The 19,928-nt window shown below is 66.6% G+C and carries 27 protein-coding genes and 1 other RNA gene; 19 read left to right on the forward strand and 9 right to left on the reverse strand.

Going from position 1 to position 19,928, the window contains the following annotated elements; translation table 11 throughout:
• Positions 1 to 2 precede the first annotated feature (2 nt).
• Positions 3 to 629 carry a 2-polyprenyl-3-methyl-6-methoxy-1,4-benzoquinone monooxygenase gene (gene coq7 / locus ACAty_RS00400; protein ID WP_004869826.1) on the reverse strand — a complete coding sequence of 209 codons (627 nt, stop codon included), beginning with the start codon at positions 627 to 629 and terminating at the stop codon, positions 3 to 5.
• A 70-nt stretch (positions 630 to 699) separates the two neighbouring features.
• Here coq7 and ACAty_RS00405 point away from each other — a divergent pair, with 70 nt between their 5' ends.
• From ACAty_RS00405 to ssrA, 5 genes are all read left to right on the forward strand, one after another.
• Positions 700 to 1,017, forward strand: coding sequence for a (2Fe-2S) ferredoxin domain-containing protein (locus tag ACAty_RS00405; RefSeq protein ID WP_226047612.1), 318 nt, complete (start codon positions 700 to 702; stop codon positions 1,015 to 1,017).
• Entirely contained in the window at positions 1,017 to 1,742 is a 726-nt protein-coding gene (locus ACAty_RS00410) for an alpha/beta hydrolase (protein ID WP_004869831.1), read from the forward strand. The genes ACAty_RS00405 and ACAty_RS00410 overlap by 1 nt, the downstream gene beginning before the upstream one ends.
• Entirely contained in the window at positions 1,705 to 2,649 is a 945-nt protein-coding gene (locus ACAty_RS00415; protein WP_038471347.1) for an ATP-binding cassette domain-containing protein, read from the forward strand. The genes ACAty_RS00410 and ACAty_RS00415 overlap by 38 nt, the downstream gene beginning before the upstream one ends.
• Positions 2,646 to 3,425 carry an ABC transporter permease gene (locus ACAty_RS00420; protein WP_004869835.1) on the forward strand — a complete coding sequence of 260 codons (780 nt, stop codon included), beginning with the start codon at positions 2,646 to 2,648 and terminating at the stop codon, positions 3,423 to 3,425. The genes ACAty_RS00415 and ACAty_RS00420 overlap by 4 nt, the downstream gene beginning before the upstream one ends.
• A 103-nt stretch (positions 3,426 to 3,528) precedes the next feature.
• Positions 3,529 to 3,891, forward strand: a transfer-messenger RNA (tmRNA) gene (gene ssrA, locus ACAty_RS15035).
• Positions 3,892 to 4,197: 306 nt separating this feature from the next.
• Here the strand turns inward: ssrA and ACAty_RS00425 are convergent.
• From ACAty_RS00425 to ACAty_RS00460, 8 genes are all read right to left on the reverse strand, one after another.
• Positions 4,198 to 4,671: a hypothetical protein gene (locus ACAty_RS00425; protein WP_004869837.1), complete on the reverse strand. Its 474-nt coding sequence runs from the start codon at positions 4,669 to 4,671 to the stop codon at positions 4,198 to 4,200.
• Positions 4,668 to 5,051 (reverse strand): hypothetical protein, encoded by a 384-nt coding sequence (locus ACAty_RS00430; protein ID WP_004869841.1) that lies wholly within the window; start codon positions 5,049 to 5,051, stop codon positions 4,668 to 4,670. Before ACAty_RS00430 ends, ACAty_RS00425 begins: the two co-directional genes overlap by 4 nt.
• On the reverse strand, positions 5,048 to 6,427 hold the full coding sequence (locus ACAty_RS00435) for a recombinase family protein (protein WP_004869844.1): 1,380 nt from the start codon (positions 6,425 to 6,427) through the stop codon (positions 5,048 to 5,050). The genes ACAty_RS00430 and ACAty_RS00435 overlap by 4 nt, the downstream gene beginning before the upstream one ends.
• On the reverse strand, positions 6,427 to 6,870 hold the full coding sequence (locus tag ACAty_RS00440; protein WP_004869845.1) for a DUF2924 domain-containing protein: 444 nt from the start codon (positions 6,868 to 6,870) through the stop codon (positions 6,427 to 6,429). The genes ACAty_RS00435 and ACAty_RS00440 overlap by 1 nt, the downstream gene beginning before the upstream one ends.
• Positions 6,870 to 7,061, reverse strand: coding sequence for a hypothetical protein (locus tag ACAty_RS00445; protein WP_004869848.1), 192 nt, complete (start codon positions 7,059 to 7,061; stop codon positions 6,870 to 6,872). The genes ACAty_RS00440 and ACAty_RS00445 overlap by 1 nt, the downstream gene beginning before the upstream one ends.
• Positions 7,062 to 7,165: 104 nt before the next feature.
• Positions 7,166 to 9,421, reverse strand: a complete 2,256-nt coding sequence (locus ACAty_RS00450; RefSeq protein ID WP_004869851.1) for a hypothetical protein — start codon at positions 9,419 to 9,421, stop codon at positions 7,166 to 7,168.
• A gap of 25 nt (positions 9,422 to 9,446) precedes the next feature.
• Entirely contained in the window at positions 9,447 to 10,019 is a 573-nt protein-coding gene (locus ACAty_RS00455; protein WP_004869854.1) for a PIN domain-containing protein, read from the reverse strand.
• Between the two features lie 4 nt (positions 10,020 to 10,023).
• Positions 10,024 to 10,485, reverse strand: a complete 462-nt coding sequence (locus ACAty_RS00460) for a helix-turn-helix domain-containing protein (RefSeq protein ID WP_004869856.1) — start codon at positions 10,483 to 10,485, stop codon at positions 10,024 to 10,026.
• Between the two features lie 226 nt (positions 10,486 to 10,711).
• Here ACAty_RS00460 and ACAty_RS00465 point away from each other — a divergent pair, with 226 nt between their 5' ends.
• The 14 genes from ACAty_RS00465 to ACAty_RS00530 all read left to right on the forward strand — a co-directional run bounded on the left by ACAty_RS00465 (position 10,712) and on the right by ACAty_RS00530 (position 19,852).
• The gene (locus tag ACAty_RS00465) at positions 10,712 to 10,975 is read left to right on the forward strand and encodes a MerR family transcriptional regulator (protein WP_004869858.1); all 264 of its coding nucleotides are present in this window, start codon (positions 10,712 to 10,714) and stop codon (positions 10,973 to 10,975) included.
• Between the two features lie 10 nt (positions 10,976 to 10,985).
• Complete coding sequence (locus ACAty_RS00470; RefSeq protein ID WP_004869861.1) at positions 10,986 to 11,465, forward strand: hypothetical protein; 480 nt, start codon at positions 10,986 to 10,988, stop codon at positions 11,463 to 11,465.
• 3 nt (positions 11,466 to 11,468) lie between these two features.
• Entirely contained in the window at positions 11,469 to 12,242 is a 774-nt protein-coding gene (locus ACAty_RS00475; protein ID WP_004869863.1) for a BRO-N domain-containing protein, read from the forward strand.
• The gene (locus ACAty_RS00480) at positions 12,242 to 13,072 is read left to right on the forward strand and encodes an ATP-binding protein (protein WP_004869865.1); all 831 of its coding nucleotides are present in this window, start codon (positions 12,242 to 12,244) and stop codon (positions 13,070 to 13,072) included. Before ACAty_RS00475 ends, ACAty_RS00480 begins: the two co-directional genes overlap by 1 nt.
• A gap of 3 nt (positions 13,073 to 13,075) precedes the next feature.
• Positions 13,076 to 13,702 (forward strand): hypothetical protein, encoded by a 627-nt coding sequence (locus ACAty_RS00485; RefSeq protein WP_004869867.1) that lies wholly within the window; start codon positions 13,076 to 13,078, stop codon positions 13,700 to 13,702.
• A 63-nt stretch (positions 13,703 to 13,765) separates the two neighbouring features.
• Positions 13,766 to 14,287, forward strand: coding sequence for a DUF6511 domain-containing protein (locus tag ACAty_RS00490; protein ID WP_038471353.1), 522 nt, complete (start codon positions 13,766 to 13,768; stop codon positions 14,285 to 14,287).
• Entirely contained in the window at positions 14,284 to 15,030 is a 747-nt protein-coding gene (locus ACAty_RS00495) for a hypothetical protein (protein ID WP_004869870.1), read from the forward strand. The genes ACAty_RS00490 and ACAty_RS00495 overlap by 4 nt, the downstream gene beginning before the upstream one ends.
• 41 nt (positions 15,031 to 15,071) lie before the next feature.
• Entirely contained in the window at positions 15,072 to 15,281 is a 210-nt protein-coding gene (locus tag ACAty_RS00500) for a hypothetical protein (protein ID WP_004869872.1), read from the forward strand.
• Positions 15,278 to 17,578, forward strand: coding sequence for a phage/plasmid primase, P4 family (locus tag ACAty_RS00505; protein WP_004869874.1), 2,301 nt, complete (start codon positions 15,278 to 15,280; stop codon positions 17,576 to 17,578). Before ACAty_RS00500 ends, ACAty_RS00505 begins: the two co-directional genes overlap by 4 nt.
• Positions 17,579 to 17,718: 140 nt before the next feature.
• Positions 17,719 to 18,186 carry a crossover junction endodeoxyribonuclease RuvC gene (locus ACAty_RS00510; RefSeq protein ID WP_004869876.1) on the forward strand — a complete coding sequence of 156 codons (468 nt, stop codon included), beginning with the start codon at positions 17,719 to 17,721 and terminating at the stop codon, positions 18,184 to 18,186.
• Positions 18,183 to 18,440, forward strand: a complete 258-nt coding sequence (locus ACAty_RS00515) for a hypothetical protein (protein WP_004869878.1) — start codon at positions 18,183 to 18,185, stop codon at positions 18,438 to 18,440. The genes ACAty_RS00510 and ACAty_RS00515 overlap by 4 nt, the downstream gene beginning before the upstream one ends.
• On the forward strand, positions 18,437 to 18,964 hold the full coding sequence (locus tag ACAty_RS00520; RefSeq protein WP_004869881.1) for a hypothetical protein: 528 nt from the start codon (positions 18,437 to 18,439) through the stop codon (positions 18,962 to 18,964). Before ACAty_RS00515 ends, ACAty_RS00520 begins: the two co-directional genes overlap by 4 nt.
• A 128-nt stretch (positions 18,965 to 19,092) precedes the next feature.
• Positions 19,093 to 19,296: a hypothetical protein gene (locus ACAty_RS00525; protein WP_038471360.1), complete on the forward strand. Its 204-nt coding sequence runs from the start codon at positions 19,093 to 19,095 to the stop codon at positions 19,294 to 19,296.
• On the forward strand, positions 19,283 to 19,852 hold the full coding sequence (locus ACAty_RS00530) for a hypothetical protein (RefSeq protein ID WP_004869883.1): 570 nt from the start codon (positions 19,283 to 19,285) through the stop codon (positions 19,850 to 19,852). Before ACAty_RS00525 ends, ACAty_RS00530 begins: the two co-directional genes overlap by 14 nt.
• Positions 19,853 to 19,928: the final 76 nt, after the last annotated feature.

The raw sequence follows: 19,928 nt of genomic DNA on the forward strand, positions 1-19,928 counted from the left end.
CGTCACACCCACAGTGCGCCACGGGTCATGATCTTGGATAGGCCGCGCAAGGCCGTTTCGCTCCAGACCGGCAGGGGCTGAGCCCCCAAGTTTTCGGCCTTGTCTGCGTGCGCGATCTCGTCTTGGCGCATCTGCTCCAGAATCTTGCGACTGCGCTCGTCCTCCGGCGGGAGCAGAGCCAGGTGCTCGTCGAGGTGCTTCTCGACCAGATGCTCCACGGCCACCACGAGACCCAGGTTGCTGCCGCGACCACGCCGCGCCGCCGCAAAACCCATGCCCCAGCCGACGCCGTACCAGATGGGACCGAGCAGACTGGGATGGCTGCGCAGCTCGCGCAGGCGGTCCTCACACCAACGCAGGTGATCCTCCTCTTCTCGCCGCGCTTGCAGGAGTTCGCTGCGTAGCTGCGGATCGTCGGTTCCGGCTGCCTGACCCGTGTACAGCGCCTGGGCCATGACCTCGCCCGTGTGATTGACGCGCATGAGACGACCGGCGCGTCGCCGCTGCCAGGGCCGCAAAAGGGAGTCCCGCGTACCCCGTGCGGGGTTGCTGCGGCCACTACCGGGGCTCTGACCGGCCAGGGTGCGCAGGGCGTTATCGAAGTTGGCGATGATCCGTTCGGTGAGCATGGCGGGCAACCTCTGCCTGAGACGTGGAGATTGGGTTATCATGGGTGCAGCGTCCAGAGGGGTCAAGATCGTGTCCGAAGCTTTTTATGAGCGCCATCTTTTTATCTGCCTCAATCGCCGGGAGTCGGGCGAGCAGGCCTGCAACAACAGCGATATAGCCGAGCGCGCCTTTCACAGCGCCAAGCGGCACGCCAAGACGCTGGGTATCCACGGTGCGGGCAAGGTGCGGGTCAATCGCAGTGGCTGTCTGGGTCGCTGCAGCGAAGGACCCACCGCCGTCGTCTATCCCGATGGCGTCTGGTACACCTACGTGGATGAGGACGACCTCATCGAGATCGTCGAGTCGCACCTGCGCGATGGTCACCCCGTCGAGCGTCTACGGATCTGATGCTGCCCATCGATCGTACCCACCTCTACGACGGCAAGGAGCTCGAGCTCGAGTGTGTCGGCGAGCGCGTGTTCATTCCGGGGCCTGTCGGGCTCCTGGAGGGCTTGACCGCCTGTCCGGAGCGGGAAACCCGGCGCGCCGTGGCCGTGATCCTGCACCCGCATCCCCTCTACGGTGGTACCCTCAACAATAAGGTGGTGCACTATCTGAGTCGATCCTGCAACCGTCTGGGCATCCCTTCCCTTCGCTTCAACTTTCGCGGCGTGGGTGAGAGTGGCGGGCACTACGACGACGGTCGCGGTGAAACGGATGACTGCCTTGCGGTCCTCGACTGGGTGGCGCAGCGGCGCCCGGGCTTCTCCATCTGGTTGGCGGGTTTTTCCTTCGGCGCCTACGTCGCCTACCGGGCGGCACGGGATCCGCGGGTGCGGCAGCTCATTACCGTGGCGCCGCCCGTGAACCTCTTCGATTTCACCGGCCTGCCGGAGCCACAATGCCCGTGGATGGTCATTCAGGGGGAGTCGGACGAACTGGTGCCTGCAGATGCCGTATGGTCTTGGCTGGACAGTCTGCCCGTTGACCCCGAGCGCGTTTCCTTACCGGCGGACCACTTCTTCCACGGCCGGCTGGCGACCATCGAGGCCGCCCTTCTGGAGCGCTTCCAGGCCGATCCCGCTGGCGAAGGCGATGGACGTGACTGTGCCTTCGAACTTTCTCGAGGCTGAGGGACTCTACAAGGCCTATTCGGGTCGGCCGGTCCTGCAGAATTTTGGACTACGGATTCGCACCGGCGAGTGCTACGTCCTCGTGGGTCCCAATGGCGCTGGCAAAAGTACCTGCATCCGTGGCATTCAGGGCATCACGCCACTGGACGCGGGAGAGATCCGTATCGCCGGTCAGCCCGTGCAGAGTCTACCCCATGGCGGTCGATATACCCTGGGGGTGGTGCCGCAAGAGGACAATCTCGATCCCGACTTTACCGTTGCCGAGAACCTCTGGGTCTACGGCCGCTATTTCGCCTTGCCGCGGGCGAGCATCCGCCGCCGCACGAGCGAGCTTCTGGAATTCATGCTCCTCGCCGATTATGCGCACAAGCCCATCGCTGCCCTTTCGGGGGGCATGAAGCGGCGCCTGACCATCGCCCGCGCCCTCATCCACGAGCCACGCCTGATTCTCCTCGACGAGCCCAGCACCGGTCTCGACCCCCAGGCGCGTCACCTCATCTGGCAAAAGCTGCGGGAATTGAAGCGCCAAGGAGTCACCCTGCTGCTCACCACCCACTACATGGATGAGGCGGAACGCCTTGCCGATCGGGTGGGTATCATCGACCACGGGCGGATATTGGACGAGGCGCCACCAGCGGAACTCATCGCCCGCCACATCCCACCCATGGTTCTGGAACTGCGACGGCTGGACGGCAGTAGGCCGGACCCCGAGGACTGGCATGTGGGACGGGTGGCGGCGGCGGAGCGTGTGGGCGACACGCTCCTGCTCTACGGGGCGGATCTGGCTGGCGTGCATCGGCATTTTGCCGAGCTTGGTGGTCTGCAGCTACTTCTGCGTAACGCCAACCTGGAGGATGTCTTCCTGCGTCTGACGGGACGGGATCTGCGTGAGGGCGACCGCGAGTGAGCACCTGGCGCCATTACCTGCCGGGCTGGGCCTGCTGGGCCCTGGTCGCGCGCAACTTTCGCGTGTGGCGCAAGCTGTGGTTACCGAGCCTCCTGGGCAATTTCGGCGACCCGCTCCTCTATCTGCTGGCCCTGGGCTACGGTCTTGGCCATTTTGTCGGGCGGATCGAGGGCATGTCCTACATCACCTTCATCGCCTCGGGCATCGTCGCTAGTTCGGTCATGAATACGGCGACCTTCGAGGGGCTCTATTCCGCCTTTACTCGCATGAGCGTGCAGAAGACCTACGCGGCCATCCTCGCCACTCCCCTGGAGGTGAGCGATGTCCTCGCCGGCGAGATGCTCTGGTCTGCGCTCAAGGGAACCATCAGTGCCGTCGCCATCATCGTCGTGGCCAGCTTTTTCGGGGCGATCCACTGGGCTGGCGTGCCCTGGGCGCTACCGGTCATCCTCCTGTCGGGCATGGCCTTTGCTGCCATTGCCCTGACGGTGACCGCCATTTCCCGAAGCTACGACTTTTTCATGTATTACTTCACCCTGGTGGTGACGCCCATGTTCCTCTTCTGCGGCGTGTTCTATCCCCTGAAAACCCTGCCTACCCTCGGCCAGACCATTGCGCAATTCCTCCCCCTCACCCACGCCGTGGCCCTGCTGCGGCCGTGGCTCACTGGCCACTGGCCAACGGATATCGCCCTGCACCTGGCGGTGCTGGCAGGCTACACGGTGGTGGGCTATACCCTCGCTATCCTTCTGTTGCGGCGCAGGTTGCTGGTATGATCGCGGTGTCGGTCCCTTTGCGCAGAGCGTTCCACAGGGATACTATGAACGAGCTGATTCTGTGGAACTTTTATCGGACGTTCAGGTCTTATCCTTCGAAACGGGGGGCGATCGGTTTCGACACAGGTCGCGAAGCCTTCGGTGCGTGCAGAGCTGCGGTTTGCTCTTAAAACTGGTCGCAACGCTATAATTGCCAACGACAGCAATTACGCCCTCGCTGCTTAAGCAGTGAGCCCTCCGCCCGGGTTCGTCCGCGGACGCGGTGGCCGCAAGGCCTGCGGGGGGTCGACAAACGCGGAATCGCGCTGGGTCTGTCCGCTGACCCAGCGTTAAAACAAGCGGACTCGCATTCTGGGAATCCTGTCCGTCGGAGTCCCGGAGTGTCAAAGCAAAAAGACGGACTACGCATGTAGAACCGGGGGTCTAGGTCCTGTGGACGCGGGTTCGATTCCCGCCGCCTCCACCATTTACCCAAGGCCAACCCTTATCGGTTGGCCTTTTTTCTTGCGCGTTCCCCGCGTGTTGGCGCGTGTTCACGGCGTGATCTTGCGGACGCAGCCTTTGAGCTCGGACCGCCTTCGCCCCTCACGGCCTCTCTGTTCTCTGTTTTTCGCTCAGTGTCCGTGGAGGACTCCGGGGACCTGTACGTGCTCCATCAAGGACTTAGCGGCGCCGGTTGCAGTCGGCAACTGCCCGGCGGCGGCGACCGAGAGAGATCGTCAGGCCGCAAAAAGGCCGCCCGAAGGCGGCGGCGATGTGATGACAGGGCCCGTCAGGGCATCGAGGCCAGCACCCGGATCTGCTCGGCCCAGCCATAGGGCCACGGGCGCCCCAGCAGTCGCTCGACGGGGAGTTCGGGGGTGGCGGCGAGGCGCTCCACCAACTCGGGGGCCAGCAGGGTCAGCCGCATAAGGCGATGGACCTGCGAGACGTCCATCCCCTCGGCTTTGGCGATCTCGGCCGCCGAGGCAACCCTTCCCTCGGTGAGCAGCCGCTGCCAGTGGTGCGCCAGCCCAAGCGCTCGCAGGAGAGCGGTGTCCGGGATCTCGGTGCGCACGGGAGCGGCCCAGGTCGAGTGCGCCTCGACGGCCGTCCGGACCCCAGGTGGTGGGATCACCGCGCGCCGGGTGCCACGCTGGACGAGCCGCCAGGGCACGAAGGTTTCCAGTTTCACGCCGCCCGCCGGCGTCGGCAGTTTCTGGGTGACCGGCGCTCCCTCGATGCGTCCCCGGTGCTTCGTGCTCACGCTTTCTCCTCGAAGCGCCGCACGATCTCGCGCTGGGCCGCCCAGTCCACCGGCAGCGGGTGGCGCTGGAACCAGATCAGGCTCATCCGGCGTGGCTGCCGCCCGGCCATCAGCATCTCGACGATGTCGGGCGCGAGCAGCGTCAGGCGCAGCAGCTCGTTGACCACCGAGTGGTGCAGCCCTTCGGCACGCGCGATGGCCGAGCCGCTGGGCATCGCGCCGCTGTCCAGCAGCCGTTGCCAGTGGAAGGCCCGCGCCATCCCTTCGATGAGCGTGCTGTCGTGCGCGTCCCGGTCCTCGGCCTGGTGCTGAACCAGCCGGCGCACGCCGCGCCGCCGCAGGGTCAGCGGCACGAAGGTCTCGAGCGTCCCGTCCTTCATGCCTCGACCTCCAGCAGCTCGGCGCCGATGCTCCTGGGCGCGAACTCGCCGATCAAGGCGTCCCAGCCCAGTTCGCGCCACTTCACCCGGATGCCCTGCATCTCGGCGGTGTGGACGAGATCGATGCGCTCGATCATCAGGTTGGCGATGCGGTGCTGCTCAACCGGGAAGAGCTGATCCCACACGTCGTTGAGGCGGCCCATCGCCATCACGACCGTGGCCTCGTCGATCGGTGCGCCCTGGCGTTGGACGTGACGCACGACCGCTGCAATGGATTCGGGGCTGGTCAGCACGGTGCGGATCTGGGCTACGACTGCCGCCTCAATCTCCCCGGCGGGCAGGCGCTCGTAACTCTTGCCCGGCGCGCCGAAGCGACTCTCGGACTTGGAGACGTAGTAGTGATACTTGCGTCCGTTTTTGCGCGAGTAGGTCGGGTACATGCGTTCGCCCGAAGGGGCATAGAGCAGTCCCCGTAGCAAGGCGTCGGTGCGTGACCGGATCTTGGTCTCCACAGAGCGCGCGTGGCTGTCGCGGGCCAGCACCGCGTGAACCTGGTCCCACAGCTGGCGTTCGATGATCGGCTCGTGCACGCCGGGGTACCACTGGCCCCGGCTCGACAGCTCCCCGAGGTAGATGCGGTTGCGCAGCACCTTGTGGATGTACTTCTTGTCGATACGTGTGCCGGTGCGAACCCGCCCGTCCTGCGTCGTCCACGCCTTGGTCGTGATGCCCTCGGCAGTCAGTCGAGCAGCGATCTGGGTCGGCGAACCGATTGAGAGCATCTCCTCGAAGATGCGGCGCACCACGGCCGCCTCGGCTTCGTTGATGACCAGTTGCCGGTTCGCCACGTCGTAGCCCAGTGGCGGCACGCCGCCCATCCACAGCCCCTTCTTCTTGGCCGCGGCGATCTTGTCGCGGATGCGCTCACCGGTGACCTCGCGCTCGAACTGGGCGAAGGACAGCAGGATGTTGAGCGTGAGCCGCCCCATCGAGGTCGTGGTGTTGAATTGCTGGGTCACCGAGACGAAGGACACGCCCTGGCGCTCGAACACCTCGACCATCTTGGAGAAGTCGGCGAGGCTCCTCGTCAGGCGGTCGATCTTGTAGACCACCACGATGTCGATCAGCCCGCGCTGGATATCGGCCATCAGGCGCTTCAAGGCCGGGCGCTCGGTGTTGCCGCCGGAGTAGCCGGGGTCGTCGTAGTCGTCGGCCACCGCAATCCATCCCTCGGCGCGCTGGCTGGCGATGAAGGCGTGCCCGGCTTCCTTTTGCGCATCGATGGAGTTGAACTCCTGGTCGAGCCGCTCGTCCGACGACACCCGGCAGTAGACCGCGCAGCGTTTGCGCGCCTTAGTGGAGGCGATTTCCGTCATCAGGCGCCTCCTTTCAGACCGAAGAACAGCGGGCCGCTCCAATGCTGGCCGGTGATGTGCCGAGCCACCGCCGTCAAGCTCTTGAAGGTGTGGCCCTCGTACTCGAAATGGCCCTCGGCATTGACCGTCACCCGATGCTCGCGCTCGCCCCATTCGCGCAGCAGCACGGTGCCCGGTGCGAAGTCGAACTTGCGCGGGCGCGCGCGCAGTTTGATCTTGGAGTGCTTCGCGCCGATGGCCTCCAGACGCTGGCGCGTTTCGGGGGCCAGTCCGCCGAAAGCTTCTTCCTGCAGCTTATAGGCGATGCGGGATTCGACGTGCGTTCGATTCGGATGTTTGGGCCGGCGTTCGAAGTACCGGTCCCAGATGACCCAGAGCTCGGCCATGGGCAGGTGGCCCAGTTCGGCGATCCGCGCCGCGACGGAAGCTTGTTTCTCGTTCATCACAACTTCTCCTGTTGAGAGGGGGTTGTATGAACGCGCTGGTCGGGCAAGAAGCCAAGGCGAACCGCGCTCTGTTCCAGCCCGGAAGACCCGAGGGTACGGACGATGGCGGCCGCAAGGATGGTGGTGATTTCGCCAGCACGGGCGCTGGCGCTCATCTCTGCCGGAGATGCAAGTTCGAGGTTTGTCATGACGGCTCCAGGGAATCGAAACCGTCACGGATGATGTGCGCAGATTTCCGAAGCGGATCGCAACGCCGATCAATCGGCGCGGCGCGCTGACGCCTCAACGGCGGTCAGACGTCTTCGGTGACTGCTTCGATCGCAGCGCTGCGCGTGTCGCTGTCATCGACGACCACTCGATCGAGTGGGGTCAGCTTCAGCTGCCACGCCCGCGTGCCTGGGACCCTTTCGAGATAGTCGCGCCAGGGCGAGTGCTTGCCGGTGAAGAGGTTGGCCGGAGACGTGCAGCCCGTGCCGGCCATCAGCGCCTTCGTGTTGACGTGGGGCGTTCCTGCGGCCCAGGCCTCCACCAGCCGCTGCAAGACGGCGATCCTTGCTTTGCCCGTGACCCGCCACGGCGCCTTGCCCGGAAGGTACAGCGTCGCCGCGTGACCATCGGGGGCGACCTTGAGCGTCACCGTCGACCCGCCCATGGCCGCCAGTTGCCCGTGGCGATAGGCCACCTTCAGCCGGTCCAGGTCGATGGCGCTGCCGTTGCCCGCATCGGCGAGCACATCCTCGATGGGAATGACGACATTGGTGCCGGCGAATGGCAGCGGCGTCGAGGTCGTCGTCAACACCACGCCCGCCACCGGGCGCGGACGAAGCCTCAGCGCAGCGTCGACTTTCGCGTACGCGCGCTCGTGGGACATCCTGGAGGCGAAGTACAGCGCCACGGCATGGCCGTCGATGTCGATCTCGCCAAGGAACACCGGCTCGTCGTCGAAGTGCCGACTGCGGGGTCCTTTCAAGGCCGATCCCAGCGCCGTGATCAATTCCTCGCGCAACCAGTCCAGCTGCACCTTCCAGCGCCGGGCGAGGCGGGCCGGCATGACCACGTCGTTGCCCGTCAGAGGATCGCGGTAGCGCACGGTGTCGGCATCGGCGCAACGTTCGAGCACCACCTTCATCGGCTCGCCTTCGTCGACGGGGACCGACAGCTCGGCAATGCGCTCGCCTTCGATGAGGATGCCTTCGTCCTGCAGCCGCTCGATGTCGATGCCGAGCTTATGCAGTGCGAAGCCGTCCATCGGGCTGCTGGCGCTCTCCAGAAGCCGGGCCACCTGCGCGATCAGGCTCGGATCGTCCCGCCCGCAGCCCGGGTGCAGCGGTTTGCGCACCCCCAGGGCCTCGAGCAGTTGCATCCCGGCGCGGCGCAGGCGTTGGTCTTTCTCGCCAGCCAGGCTGCAGCGACCGGGCTCGGCCAGCACGATGGCCAGCGGGGTGGCCGCCGTCTCCCCCTCGAACACCAGTTCGGCCACCAGGGTCACACCGAGCAAGGCACCAGGCTGCGCGAAGGGGTGGTTGCCCCAGCGCTCGTCGATCACCTCGTGCAGTTCTGCGCCGCTGTCGATGTGCAGCGTGACGGCGTCCGTGGCATGCCCAAGCAAAGCCTTGGCTTCGGTCAGATACAGCCGCTCGATGCGGCCCCCGTCGATGCGCGGCTTGGTGTCCTTCAGTGGCCGCGCAAAGCGCGACAGATCGTAGCGCGAGCGGTCCAGCGGGCGGTTCGACAAGGGGGCCTTGAAGCCGTGCCGGGACAGCACGTTGGCCAGCGGCGCACGGATGCCCAGTGTCGGGGCAAAGACTTCGACGAGCCCACGATGGGGCGCGTAGATCAGGGTGGCGTCGCGCGCCGGGAAGTAGAAGAAGCTCTTGCGCTGGCGGTTGCGCATCTCCACCGCGGCCACCTGATCGCCGGCGAAACGCACCACGAGGTAGTGCGTCGTCTGGGTCTGGCCTTGCCGGTTCGGCTCCTCCATGGCCACGTGGATGACCTCGCAGGGCTCGGCCAGCCGCATCGCCTCGGTGAGTTGCGCTTCCAGCCGGTCCTTGACCTCATCGTTCCACAGGAAGGGCGGCGCCTCGCCAGGCACGTCGAACGCGTCGTGCAGGCGTTTGAGCCCCTTCAGGTCCTGGGTGTTGACGATGGACTCGGCAGTGTCGAAGAGCTTGATCGAGGCCTCGCTGTGCGTGCGCATCCACACCGCGCGACCGACCTCGCCGCCTTCTTGCGCACGAAACCGTGCGAGCAGGTCCTCGTCGTAGAGCTGCTCGGCGACGGTGGCGAGGATGGCGGCCCCGCGCACGGTGCTCAGGCGCAGCACCCGCAAAGCTTCGCGCTCGGCCGGATCGCGCTGCTCCTTGCGCAGGTGCTTGATGTGCTCGATGAGGGCAGCGCTCAGCCCCTCGTCGGGCTGCGTCCAATCAAACCCGCGCTGCAGTCCCAGGCACTCGGGCAGGCCGGCGAACAGCTTGAGGACTGAGGCCGGCACGCGCTCGACCAGCTCCAGCAGACAGTGTGCGTTGGTCAGGGTCTTCTTGCTCATGCTCCCTCCGATACAGCGCGGTGCCTCACATGGCCATGACCCATGGGCGCATCACCGCCACCGATTGCGTCAGCCCCTGCGCCAGCAGGGTGTCCAGGTAGTCGTCCGCCGACTTGGGCGGGTTCTTCAGATTGCGGCGGTGGCGGGCGACTGCTTCGAGCACGCCGGCCGGGTGCAGATCCAGCAGATCGACGATGAAGTCGTCCGGATGCTGCGCCGCGAGGTTGTAGGGCTTGAGCGCCTCAGCGGGGAAGTCCTTGAGGTTGAAGGTCACGATGAGGCTGGCGCCGGCGTGGATGGCGGCCGCCACCACATGGCGGTCGCTGGGGTCGGGCAACTCGATCGAGGCAATCAGGTACTCGAAGCCGGTGACCAGGCAGTCGCGGACGTGGGCGTTCATCAGCCGCCGCGTGCGCTCGAGTTGCTCGGCAGTCAGATCGGGACGGCTGGCCAGCACGTTGCGCATCCACTCGTCGTGAATCCTGTCGCTCCAGCGCGCCCGGTACAGGTCCGACAGCGCCAGATGCATCAACAGATCGCGCAGGGGCGCGGGATAGAGCACGCAGGCGTCGTAGACGACGGTGAAGTGCGAGCTCATCCGCTCAGTACCCCATGCCGAGTTCCTGGGCCTGCGCGGCCAGTTCGTCGAGGGCCTTGCGGCGCTCGGCATCGATCCGGTGCTTGTAGGCGATCACGTCCTGGTAACGCACCCGACGATGCGTGCCGATCTTGTGGAACGGGATCTCGCCTTTTTCCAGCAACTGCACGAGGAAGGGCCGCGAGACGTTGAGCAGGTCGGCCGCTTCCTGCGTGGTCAGTTCGGCGTGGATGGGGATGACGGTGACGGCATTGCCCTGGCCGATCTCGGTCAGCACGTCCAGCAGCAACCGCAGCGCCGTCGTCGGCAGCGTCACTGAGCGCACGGCGCCCTTGTCGTCGTGGAAGTCGATCTGCTGGGTCTCGGCGCGCGTTTGCAGCACCGTCGAGAGCACGCGCCCGGATTCCCGAGCCAGCGCGACGTCCTCGGCCGAGGGCAGCGCATTGGGGATGGTGGGGGTCGTCATGGGGCTCTCCTGGTCGGATCGGATGCGATAGGGGTCATTGTAAACGAAACAAACGAAATCGCAATAACCGAAAAGACATTGTTCTAACCATACAAATCAAAGACTTAAGGCGCATGCCTGGCTCGCCACCGGTCGGGCCGCGCCCCGTGATCGCCTAAAAAGCACTCGCCCAAGCCCAAAGCGCCGGGCAATTCAATGAGGGCTCCCAAACAGAAGGAGCCCCGCCATGCAGAAACACCCTGCATCTGTTCGATCCACCCGGAACTTCTATCCGGCACCACCCGAAGGCACGACGCCGGTCGCGCTCAACGAGTTCGAACTCGCCGCCCGCTGGCGACTGTCCGTCCACACCCTGCGCCGCTGGCGGCAGGAGCAGCTGGGCCCGGTCTTTTGCAAGCTGGGCGCACGCGTCACCTACCTGATCAGCGACGTCGAGGCCTTCGAGCGGCGCGTCTCGCGCTACTCGACCTTCGCTCGGGCATACCAGTGAGGGGGCGGCCATGAGCGACCTCACCCTCTACCCCGCCGACATCGCCGCGATGTCCGTCGGCCAGCTGGCCGCACTGCCGCCCGCCCAGAAGGCGGAGATCAGCCGCCACCTGGACGAAGCGCTCGCCTGGCTCAAGCAGGCCCGCGCCAAGTTCGACGCTGCGCTGGAGGCCGCCTACGGCGAGCAGGCCCGTGCTGCCCGCCTCGAAGCCGGCAAGGACTTCGGCGTCGTGCACCTGAAGGACGGGCTGCTTCGCGTGACGGTCGATGTCCCGAAGCGCGTGTCCTGGGACCAGGCGCAACTGGCCGCCATCGCCCGGCGCATCGCCGCCGCCGGCGAGAAGGTCGAGGACTACCTGGACGTCGAGTACTCCGTCTCGGAATCGCGCTTCTCCAACTGGCCGCCGGCACTGCGCGCCGGGTTCGAGGCCGCCCGCACCGTCAAGCCCGGCAAGCCCACGTTCCGGCTGGCCCTCGTCTCGGAGGAGTGATCCATGAGCACCGAACTGATCCCGTTTGATTTCGAAGGCCGTCCGGTCCGGGTCGTCACGGATGCCCAAGGCGAACCGTGGTTCGTCGCGGCGGATGTGTGCGCGGTTCTTGAACTGCCGAACACCACCCGCGCCCTGGCGCGACTGGACCCTGACGAGCAAGCCCTGATCTCGATTCAGGGCATCTCGCGCGGCAATGACCAGGTCAACGTCGTCAACGAGCCCGGGCTGTACAGCCTGGTCCTCGGCAGCCGCAAGCGCGAGGCCAAGCGCTTCAAGCGCTGGGTCACCCACGAGGTGCTGCCGGCGATCCGCAAGACGGGCAGCTACACGGCGCCAAGTGCACGCCCGACCCTGCCGGCACCCACCCAGGACCGCGTCGCCGCTCTGCTGCTGATCGGCGAGGCCGTGGCCAAGGTGCCGGGGGTCAAGCCCGGCATCGCGATGGCGGCCACGCTCACCTGCATCCAGGAGAACACGGGCCTGGCGGTCGAGACGCTGCGCCGCGCCCTTCCTGCCCGGGACACTGCGGCGAACGAGGCGATCTGCTCGCTCAACGCCACCCAGCTCGGCAGGCTGCTCGGCCTGTCGGCCAAGGCCATCAACCAGCGCCTGGCCCACCACGGCCTGCAGTTGCGCAACGAACGCGACGAGTGGGAACTGACCGAGGCCGGCGAGGCCTGGGCCGAGGCGATGCCGTACTCCCGCAACGGGCACAGCGGCTACCAGATCCTCTGGAACCCTCTGGTGGTCGAGCGGCTGAAGGAGGTGGCGTGATGGCCCTCCCCATCATCACCGCCGACCAGCGGCTGCGCGAGAAGCAGGGCGTCAAGCTCGTGCTGCTGGGCAAGAGCGGCATCGGCAAGACCAGCCAGTTGAAGACCCTGCCCGAAGCCTCGACCCTGTTCGTCGACCTCGAGGCTGGCGACTTGGCCGTCAAGGACTGGCGCGGCGACTGCGTGCGCCCGAGCACCTGGCCGGAGTTCCGCGATCTCGTGGTGTTCCTCGCCGGCCCGAACCCGGCGCTGCCCGTGGACGCACCGTTCTCCGAGGCGCACTACCGGCATGTGTGCGAGCGCTACGGCGATCCCGGTCAACTCGCCAAGTACGACACCTACTTCGTCGACAGCATCACCGTACTCGCGCGCCTGGCGCTCGTCTGGGCCAAGACCCAGCCGCAGGCCTACAGCGAGCGCACTGGCAAGCCCGACACCCGGGGCGCCTACGGCCTGCTCGGCTCGGAACTCATCGGGGCGCTGACCCACCTGCAGCACGCGCGCGGCAAGCACGTGGTGTTCGTGGCCATCCTCGACGAGCGCCTGGACGACTTCAACCGCAAGGTCTTCGTGCCGCAGATCGAGGGCGCCAAGACCGCAGCCGAGTTGCCCGGCATCGTCGATGAAGTCGTGACGCTGGCCGAGATCAAGGCCGAGGACGGATCGTCCTACCGCGCCTTCGTCTGCCACACGGTGAACCCCTACGGCGTCCCGGCCAAGGACCGCTCCGGCCAGCTCGAGTTGCTGGAGCCGCCGAACCTGCGCGCGCTGATCGACAAGTGCGCCGCCGCCACCCGCCTTCCGCCATCCGCTACCGCCTTCGAGGAGTGAGCCATGACCGATTGGTGCGATTTCAACGACGCGCAGCAGCAGCCCAGTTTCGACCTCATCCCCAAGGGCACGCTCGCCCGCGTGCGCATGACCCTCAAGCCCGGGGGCTTCGATGACCCGGCCCAGGGCTGGACCGGCGGCTACGCCACGCAGAGTTTTGAAACTGGCTCGGTCTATCTGGCGGCCGAGTTCGTCGTGCTGGAGGGCGAGTACGCCCGGCGCAAGCTGTGGTCGAACATCGGCTTGCACAGCGCGAAGGGCCCGGCCTGGGGCCAGATGGGGCGCAGCTTCGTGCGCGCCGTGCTCAATTCCGCCCGCAATGTCCATCCCCAGGACAACGGACCGCAGGCCGCCGCCGCGCGGCGCATCCAGGGCTTCCACGAGCTCGACGGCATCGAGTTTGCGGCCCGCATCGACGTCGAGAAGGACGGCCGCGGCGAGTTGAAGAACGTCATCCGAAACGCCGTCGAGCCCGACCACCCGGACTACGCCCGCCTGATGGGGCTGCCGCCGAAGAACCCCGGCAGTGGTTCCACCGGCGCGCCCGCCGCAGCAACCCCGCCGCGCACGACGCCGCCCGTCAACCCGCACCCCCCCGCCGTGCCGGGCAAGCCCGCCTGGGCGCAGTGAGAGGAGGGGCGATGAAAACGAGCGAAGCGAAGTTTCGCGAAGCCGAAGGCGAGAGCGAATGCAATGAGCGGCAAGTGCTGGGTCTGCAAACGACAGGCGCGCGGCTACGGCCACTCGGACCTCCGGCATCCGGTGGGCGACGCCCGGCGCTATCCGATCGACTGGGTGTTCTGCTCGCGGCGTTGCCAGCAGGTGTTTCATGCGCTCTACGGTCAGTGGCTGCGGGTGCAGGAAGGACGCACGCCCAAGACGGAGGTGGCCATGATCGACCCGTCTGACGTCGAACTGGCCGCGATGAAGAAGTGCCTCAAGGCCTTCGGCGAGGTCGCGGGCGAGATCGGCTTTGCCAAGCCGCTGGGCGACTACTCCGAGGCCGAGGCGCTCCAGGTGATCGACGCCATCGTCACCTGCTACACGGAGGCGATGGTCGAGCACCACGAGGCGACCAAGTATCCGCCGGTGCGGGGCTTGAAAGACCCGGTGTCCGACCCCTTCGCCGACCTCGAGGACGATCTGCCGTGGGAGGAGCCGAAGGCTCAAGCGCAGACGGCACGCACGGCAGCACCCAAGGAGGCGCGGCGATGATGGACTTCAACGCCTCCAAGAGCCTGTCGGGTCAGCTCACGGCGCTGATCGACGCCGGGCTGCAGCAGTCTCGCGCGGCGCAGCCTCGCCGCACGTACCTGGGCGCCTCGCGCCTCGGGGTCGCCTGCGAGCGCGCGCTGCAGTACGAGTTTGCCGACGCCCCGGTCGATCCGGGTCGCGAGACCGACGGCCGCCTGCTGCGCGTCTTCGATCGCGGCCACGTGATCGAGGACTGCATGGTCGGATGGCTGCGTGCCGCGGGCTTCGATCTGCGCACGCGTAACGACGCGGGGGAGCAATTCGGCTTCTCGGCGCTGGACGGGCGCCTGCAGGGCCACGTCGATGGCGTGCTCGTCGCCGGGCCCGATCTGGGGTTCGGTTCCGGCTACCCGGCGCTGTGGGAGAACAAGTGCCTGGGCGCCAAGTCCTGGCGCGAGTTGGAGAAGCGCCGACTCGCGGTCGCCAAGCCCATCTACGCGGCGCAAGTGGCGCTCTACCAGGCCTACCTCGGGCTGCACGCGCACCCGGCGCTCTTCACGGCGGTGAACGCTGACACGATGGAGATCCACGCCGAGCTGGTGCCGTTCGACGCGGCGTTGGCGCAGCGCATGTCGGACCGGGCGGTGAAGGTCATCACGGCCACCGAGGCGGGCGAACTGCTGCCGCGCTCGTTCTCCGATCCCACCCATGTCGAGTGCCGGATGTGCCCGTGGCAGGACCGGTGCTGGAGGGCTGCGGCATGAGGACCCGATCCGTATCGACGACGGGCGCGATTGGCGAGCCCATGATCGACGCCAAGCAAGCCGCGGCCAGCCTGCGTCTGCCGTACTACTGGTTCGCCGATCCAATGATGCGCGCCAAGCACCGCATCCCGCACTACCTTCTGGGTGGGCTGGTGCGCTACCGGCTGTCGGAACTGCAGGTTTGGGCCTCGCACCACGCGAGAGCCATGGCCCGCAGCGCGTCGGATGGCAGCGAGGAGGGCGACGCATGATCGATTTCAACGATCGCCCGGCCCCGTTCGCCGAAGCGGACCCCACCGCGCGCCGCGAGGAGATTCGCGCCGCCCTGCTCGCGAGGCTGGAGTCGGTGCTGATGACGCTGCTGCCCGCCGGCAAGAAGCGCGGGCAGACGTACCGGGTTGGCGATGTGCTGGGCAGCCCGGGCGATAGTCTGGAAGTTTCGCTCAAGGACGACACGGCAGGCCTGTGGCGCGACCACGCCACGGGCGAGGGCGGCGATATCTTCGACCTGATCGCCGCCCACCACGGGCTCGATGCCCAGACCGACTTTGCCCGCGTGCTGGAGGTCGCCGGGCAACTGGTCGGCAGGGCTGCTCGCCTGCCATCCAAACGCAAGAAGGCGGAGCCGCCAACCGATGAGCTAGGGCCGGCCACCGCCAAATGGGACTACCTGGACGCCGATGGTCGCCTGATTGCCGTCGTCTACCGCTACGACCCGCCTGGCCGCAGAAAGGAATTCCGGCCGTGGGACGTCAAGCGGCGCAGAATGGCCCCGCCCGATCCGCGGCCGCTGTACAACCAGCCGGGGATCAAGGCGGCCGATCAGGTCATCCTGGTCGAGGGCGAGAAGTGCTCGCAGGCGCTCATCGACGCGGGCTTCTGCGCCACCACCGCCATGCACGGGGCCAACGCCCCGGTGGACAAGACCGACTGGTCGCCGCTTGCGGGCAAGTCGGTGCTGATCTGGCCGGATCGGGACAAACCGGGATTCGGCTATGCCGAGGCTGCCTCGCAAGCCGTGCTCATGGCCGGCGCCGCCTCCTGCGCCATCTTGCTGCCACCCGACGATAAACCCGAGGGGTGGGATGCGGCCGATGCCGTGGCCGAGGGCTTCGATGTGGCGGGTTTTGTGGTCAATGGCCCGCGCATGACGATACAGCCAGAACAAGAGGATGCGCCCGAGCACACAACGGATGCCGCGCACGGTGGGGCTTCGGTGTTGGGCTCGGAGGATGCGTTGGCGCTGAGTTTTACCCGCCGCTACCAGCGCGATTGGCGCTACGTGGCGGCCTGGGGCAAATGGCTGATGTGGGATGGGCAGCGTTGGCGGGCCGAGGAGACGCTGGCCGCGACCGACCTGATTCGCCACGTCTGTCGCCACGCGGCGGTCCGCGCTGACAACGCTCGGCTCGCGACCAAGCTCGCCGCCAGCAGCACCGTCGGCGGAGTAGAGCGTCTGGCCCGCACCGACCGCCGTCACGCGGCGACCCCCGACGAGTGGGATGCCGATCCGTGGCTGCTCAACACGCAGGGCGGGGTCGTCGACCTGCGCACCGGCCGGATGCGCCCGCACGACCGTGCCGATCGGATGACCAAGATCGCCCCGGCGACCTTGGTGCCGGGCAGCGCCTGCCCGACCTGGATACGGTTTCTCGAGCAGGTCACTGGGGGCGATGCCGAACTGCAGGCCTACCTGCAGCGCATGGTCGGCTACTGCCTGACCGGCTCGACGGCGGAGCACGCGCTGTTTTTCCTCTATGGCACGGGCGCCAATGGCAAGTCGGTGTTCGTCAACACGCTTGCCACGATCTTAGGCGACTACGCCGCCAATGCACCGATGGACACCTTCATGGAGGCGCGCGGCGACCGTCACCCGACCGACCTGGCGGGGTTGCGCGGCGCACGGCTGGTGACGGCGACCGAGACCGAGCAGGGGCGGCGGTGGAACGAGGCCAAGATCAAGGAGATCACCGGCGGCGACCGCATTACGGCGCGATTCATGCGGCAGGACTTCTTCACCTATGTTCCGCAGTTCAAGCTGGTGATCGCGGGCAACCACAAGCCCGCCATCCGCAATGTTGATGAGGCGATGCGCCGGCGGCTGCACCTGATCCCCTTTACCGTGACCATCCCGCCCGAACGACGCGACAAGACACTGCAGCAGAAGCTGCTGGCCGAGCGCGACGGGATTCTCGCCTGGGCGGTGCAAGGGTGTCTTGCCTGGCAGCGCGAGGGGCTGCGCCCGCCGCAGTCGGTGCTAGATGCGACGGACGAGTACTTCGAGGCGGAAGACGCCCTGGGCCGTTGGCTCGAGGAGCGATGCGTGCGCGACCCGAACGCCAAGTCGCTAGTCGCCGAACTCTTCAGCGATTGGAAGCAATGGGCAGAGGCGGCCGGGGAGTTCGTGGGATCGCAAAAGCGCTTCTCTGATCTGCTGCTCACCCGAGGATTGGAGAAGTGGCGCAACGGCATGGGACTGCGGGGGTTTCGGGGAGTGGGTCTGAAAGAGACCCCGAAGGACCGCTTCACGCCCTATGTCGATAGATGACTGAACCACAAATCCGGACCTGACGGGTCTGACGGGTCTGACGGATTTACTTATTTACCCGTACACGCGCGCGCGCGTAGGAAGTTAACCGGCAAACCCGTCAGATCCGTCAGACCGCCTAAAACACAGGAATGACGAGCATGACGACAACGATCCTGGCCCTTGACCTGGGCATCACCACCGGCTGGGCGCTGCTGGGGCGTGACGGCCTCATCAGCGGCGGCAGCGAGTCCTTCAGGCCGCAGCGCTTCGAAGGCGGCGGGATGCGCTTCTTGCGCTTCAAGCGCTGGCTTGCCGACATAAAGCGGTGCGCCGATGGCATCGACTGGGTGGTGTTTGAGGAGGTGCGCAAACACGCCGGCGTGGATGCCGCGCACGCCTACGGCGGCTTTCTGGCGACGCTCACGTCCTGGTGCGAACACCACGGCATCCCTTACCAGGGTGTGCCAGTGGGCACGATCAAGCGTCACGCAACCGGTCGTGGCAACGCCAACAAGGCCGAGATGATCGCGGCCGCCAAGGCGCGCGGCATCACGCCGGTCGATGACAACCACGCCGATGCGCTGGCGCTGCTCAACTGGGCAATGGCCCAAGGGGGCGAGGCATGAACACGCACACCCCATCCATCTACTGCGCCCTGGGCAGAGTGGCACCGCAGTCACCAGCCAGCACGGACGAACTGCGCGCAATGCGCGCGGCGGCCTGGCACAAACAAGGCATCGTGGTCGTGCCGCTCGACGAGATCTACGACGAGTGGGAGCGGGCGTTCCTGTCTGGCATCGCCACCCGGCTCTACGGCGCGCGCAGCCCGAAGACACAGCGCGATCGCTCGTGGCGCGAAATCAGGGAGGGCGAGCGATGAAGCCGAAGAAGACCCGAGCCGTCAACAGCCACGCCGAGCGCAAGCCGCGCATCGGCGATGAGCGCCTGCGGCCGGACGGCAGCCTCATTCGCTACGTGCGGGAAGAGGGGGAAGATGGTTACCCCGTCGAGCACTACCGCACCGTGGACACGCTGGCGCTGATGCTCAGACACGGCAGCATCACGCCCGCGATGCACGATGCGGGGCAGCATTTCGCCCAGGACTTCGCGCGTGCCTTTGCCAGCGGCGTGGCCAGCCCTCGGCTCGATGGCTTGCCAGCGGGCACGGCACGTGTGGAGCACATGGTCGAGCGAAATGCTGGCGCGGCGCGCGCCGTGAAGCAAGCGCTCGATGCCGTCGGCGGCATCAGCAGCCCAGCAGGCACCGCGTTGTGGTTCGTGGCAGGGGTTGGGATGTCGATCATCGATCTGGCCCGCCGGATGTCGTGCAACCGACACGAGGCCAAAGGCTACTTGGTGGCGGCGCTGTCGATTGCTGCCAAGTTTTACGGATACGGGCGTTGACAGCGTGGTACCACGAAGGCATACTATTGCGGTAGTTGTGGTAAGTGCGCCCACCGGGGAGACCTGGGTGGGCGCTGTCGTTTCTGGGCCTGGCGTTCGCCTCTCTGCCCAGCGCTGGAGACTCCCCCATGAAACTTCTCATCACCCGCCCGGTGGTCGTCACCGGCGACGGCGGCACGCGCTCGTTTGTCCCGGGCCTGACGGTCGAGGTCGACGCAGCCACCGCCGAACAGATCCTGGCGCAGCAGGCGGGCATCGCTGCCGAGCCTGTTGCAAACACCGAAGCGCCAGCCACTCCTCGCCGCCGGAAGTCCGCCGATGCTGAAACTTGACGTCACCGCCGATGTGGCCAAAGCGACTGAGCACCTCTCGGAACTGGCCCAGCAGCACGTACCCAATGCTGCCTCCAAGGCCCTGACCCGCACGGCGTTCGACGCCCGCGATGCAGTGCGCGACGGTCTGCCCGAGCGCTTCAATCTGCGCCGCCCATGGATCAGCCGAGGCATTGGCGTGACGCCCGCCAAGCCTCGCACGCTGATGGCCGAGGTCTGGTCGCGGGACCGCTTCATGGCGCTGCAGGAGTCCGGTGGCACCAAGACCGGCAAGCTGGCGATTCCGGTCGGGCCGATGGCACAGACCGCCCAGACCCGCGTCATCCCCAAGAGCCAGTGGCCGGGCCGACTCTTGGCAAAGAAGAACGTGTTCTACCGCGCCGGTGCCGTGTTCGAGCGTCGTGACGAGAAGCGCATCCTGGCCTTGTACCTGCTGCGCCGCCAGCAGAAGGTCGAGCCGCGCTTTGGCATGGCCGACACCGTGCGAAGCGTGGCTCTGCGGGAGTACCAACGGCAGATGGAGCGGGCGCTGCGGGAAGAGCTGACGAAGGGCTGAAGCGTGCGTCGGAACACTGAAAGTCGATAGCCCTAAAAAGCGACAGGAAGCGTTTTGAGCGATTTTGCGATGCGGG

This window comes from Acidithiobacillus caldus ATCC 51756 (genome assembly GCF_000175575.2).
Classification (GTDB): domain Bacteria; phylum Pseudomonadota; class Gammaproteobacteria; order Acidithiobacillales; family Acidithiobacillaceae; genus Acidithiobacillus_A; species Acidithiobacillus_A caldus.

Coding starts and splice junctions, on each gene's coding strand:
- coq7 (WP_004869826.1), bottom strand. CDS start 629: ATGCTCACCGAACGGATCATCGCCAACTTCGATAACGCCCTGCGCACC.
- ACAty_RS00410 (WP_004869831.1), top strand. CDS start 1,017: ATGCTGCCCATCGATCGTACCCACCTCTACGACGGCAAGGAGCTCGAG.
- ACAty_RS00415 (WP_038471347.1), top strand. CDS start 1,705: ATGGACGTGACTGTGCCTTCGAACTTTCTCGAGGCTGAGGGACTCTAC.
- ACAty_RS00430 (WP_004869841.1), bottom strand. CDS start 5,051: ATGAAGGACGGGACGCTCGAGACCTTCGTGCCGCTGACCCTGCGGCGG.
- ACAty_RS00435 (WP_004869844.1), bottom strand. CDS start 6,427: ATGACGGAAATCGCCTCCACTAAGGCGCGCAAACGCTGCGCGGTCTAC.
- ACAty_RS00440 (WP_004869845.1), bottom strand. CDS start 6,870: ATGAACGAGAAACAAGCTTCCGTCGCGGCGCGGATCGCCGAACTGGGC.
- ACAty_RS00445 (WP_004869848.1), bottom strand. CDS start 7,061: ATGACAAACCTCGAACTTGCATCTCCGGCAGAGATGAGCGCCAGCGCC.
- ACAty_RS00450 (WP_004869851.1), bottom strand. CDS start 9,421: ATGAGCAAGAAGACCCTGACCAACGCACACTGTCTGCTGGAGCTGGTC.
- ACAty_RS00455 (WP_004869854.1), bottom strand. CDS start 10,019: ATGAGCTCGCACTTCACCGTCGTCTACGACGCCTGCGTGCTCTATCCC.
- ACAty_RS00460 (WP_004869856.1), bottom strand. CDS start 10,485: ATGACGACCCCCACCATCCCCAATGCGCTGCCCTCGGCCGAGGACGTC.
- ACAty_RS00465 (WP_004869858.1), top strand. CDS start 10,712: ATGCAGAAACACCCTGCATCTGTTCGATCCACCCGGAACTTCTATCCG.
- ACAty_RS00470 (WP_004869861.1), top strand. CDS start 10,986: ATGAGCGACCTCACCCTCTACCCCGCCGACATCGCCGCGATGTCCGTC.
- ACAty_RS00475 (WP_004869863.1), top strand. CDS start 11,469: ATGAGCACCGAACTGATCCCGTTTGATTTCGAAGGCCGTCCGGTCCGG.
- ACAty_RS00480 (WP_004869865.1), top strand. CDS start 12,242: ATGGCCCTCCCCATCATCACCGCCGACCAGCGGCTGCGCGAGAAGCAG.
- ACAty_RS00485 (WP_004869867.1), top strand. CDS start 13,076: ATGACCGATTGGTGCGATTTCAACGACGCGCAGCAGCAGCCCAGTTTC.
- ACAty_RS00490 (WP_038471353.1), top strand. CDS start 13,766: ATGAGCGGCAAGTGCTGGGTCTGCAAACGACAGGCGCGCGGCTACGGC.
- ACAty_RS00495 (WP_004869870.1), top strand. CDS start 14,284: ATGATGGACTTCAACGCCTCCAAGAGCCTGTCGGGTCAGCTCACGGCG.
- ACAty_RS00500 (WP_004869872.1), top strand. CDS start 15,072: ATGATCGACGCCAAGCAAGCCGCGGCCAGCCTGCGTCTGCCGTACTAC.
- ACAty_RS00505 (WP_004869874.1), top strand. CDS start 15,278: ATGATCGATTTCAACGATCGCCCGGCCCCGTTCGCCGAAGCGGACCCC.
- ACAty_RS00510 (WP_004869876.1), top strand. CDS start 17,719: ATGACGACAACGATCCTGGCCCTTGACCTGGGCATCACCACCGGCTGG.
- ACAty_RS00515 (WP_004869878.1), top strand. CDS start 18,183: ATGAACACGCACACCCCATCCATCTACTGCGCCCTGGGCAGAGTGGCA.
- ACAty_RS00520 (WP_004869881.1), top strand. CDS start 18,437: ATGAAGCCGAAGAAGACCCGAGCCGTCAACAGCCACGCCGAGCGCAAG.
- ACAty_RS00525 (WP_038471360.1), top strand. CDS start 19,093: ATGAAACTTCTCATCACCCGCCCGGTGGTCGTCACCGGCGACGGCGGC.
- ACAty_RS00530 (WP_004869883.1), top strand. CDS start 19,283: ATGCTGAAACTTGACGTCACCGCCGATGTGGCCAAAGCGACTGAGCAC.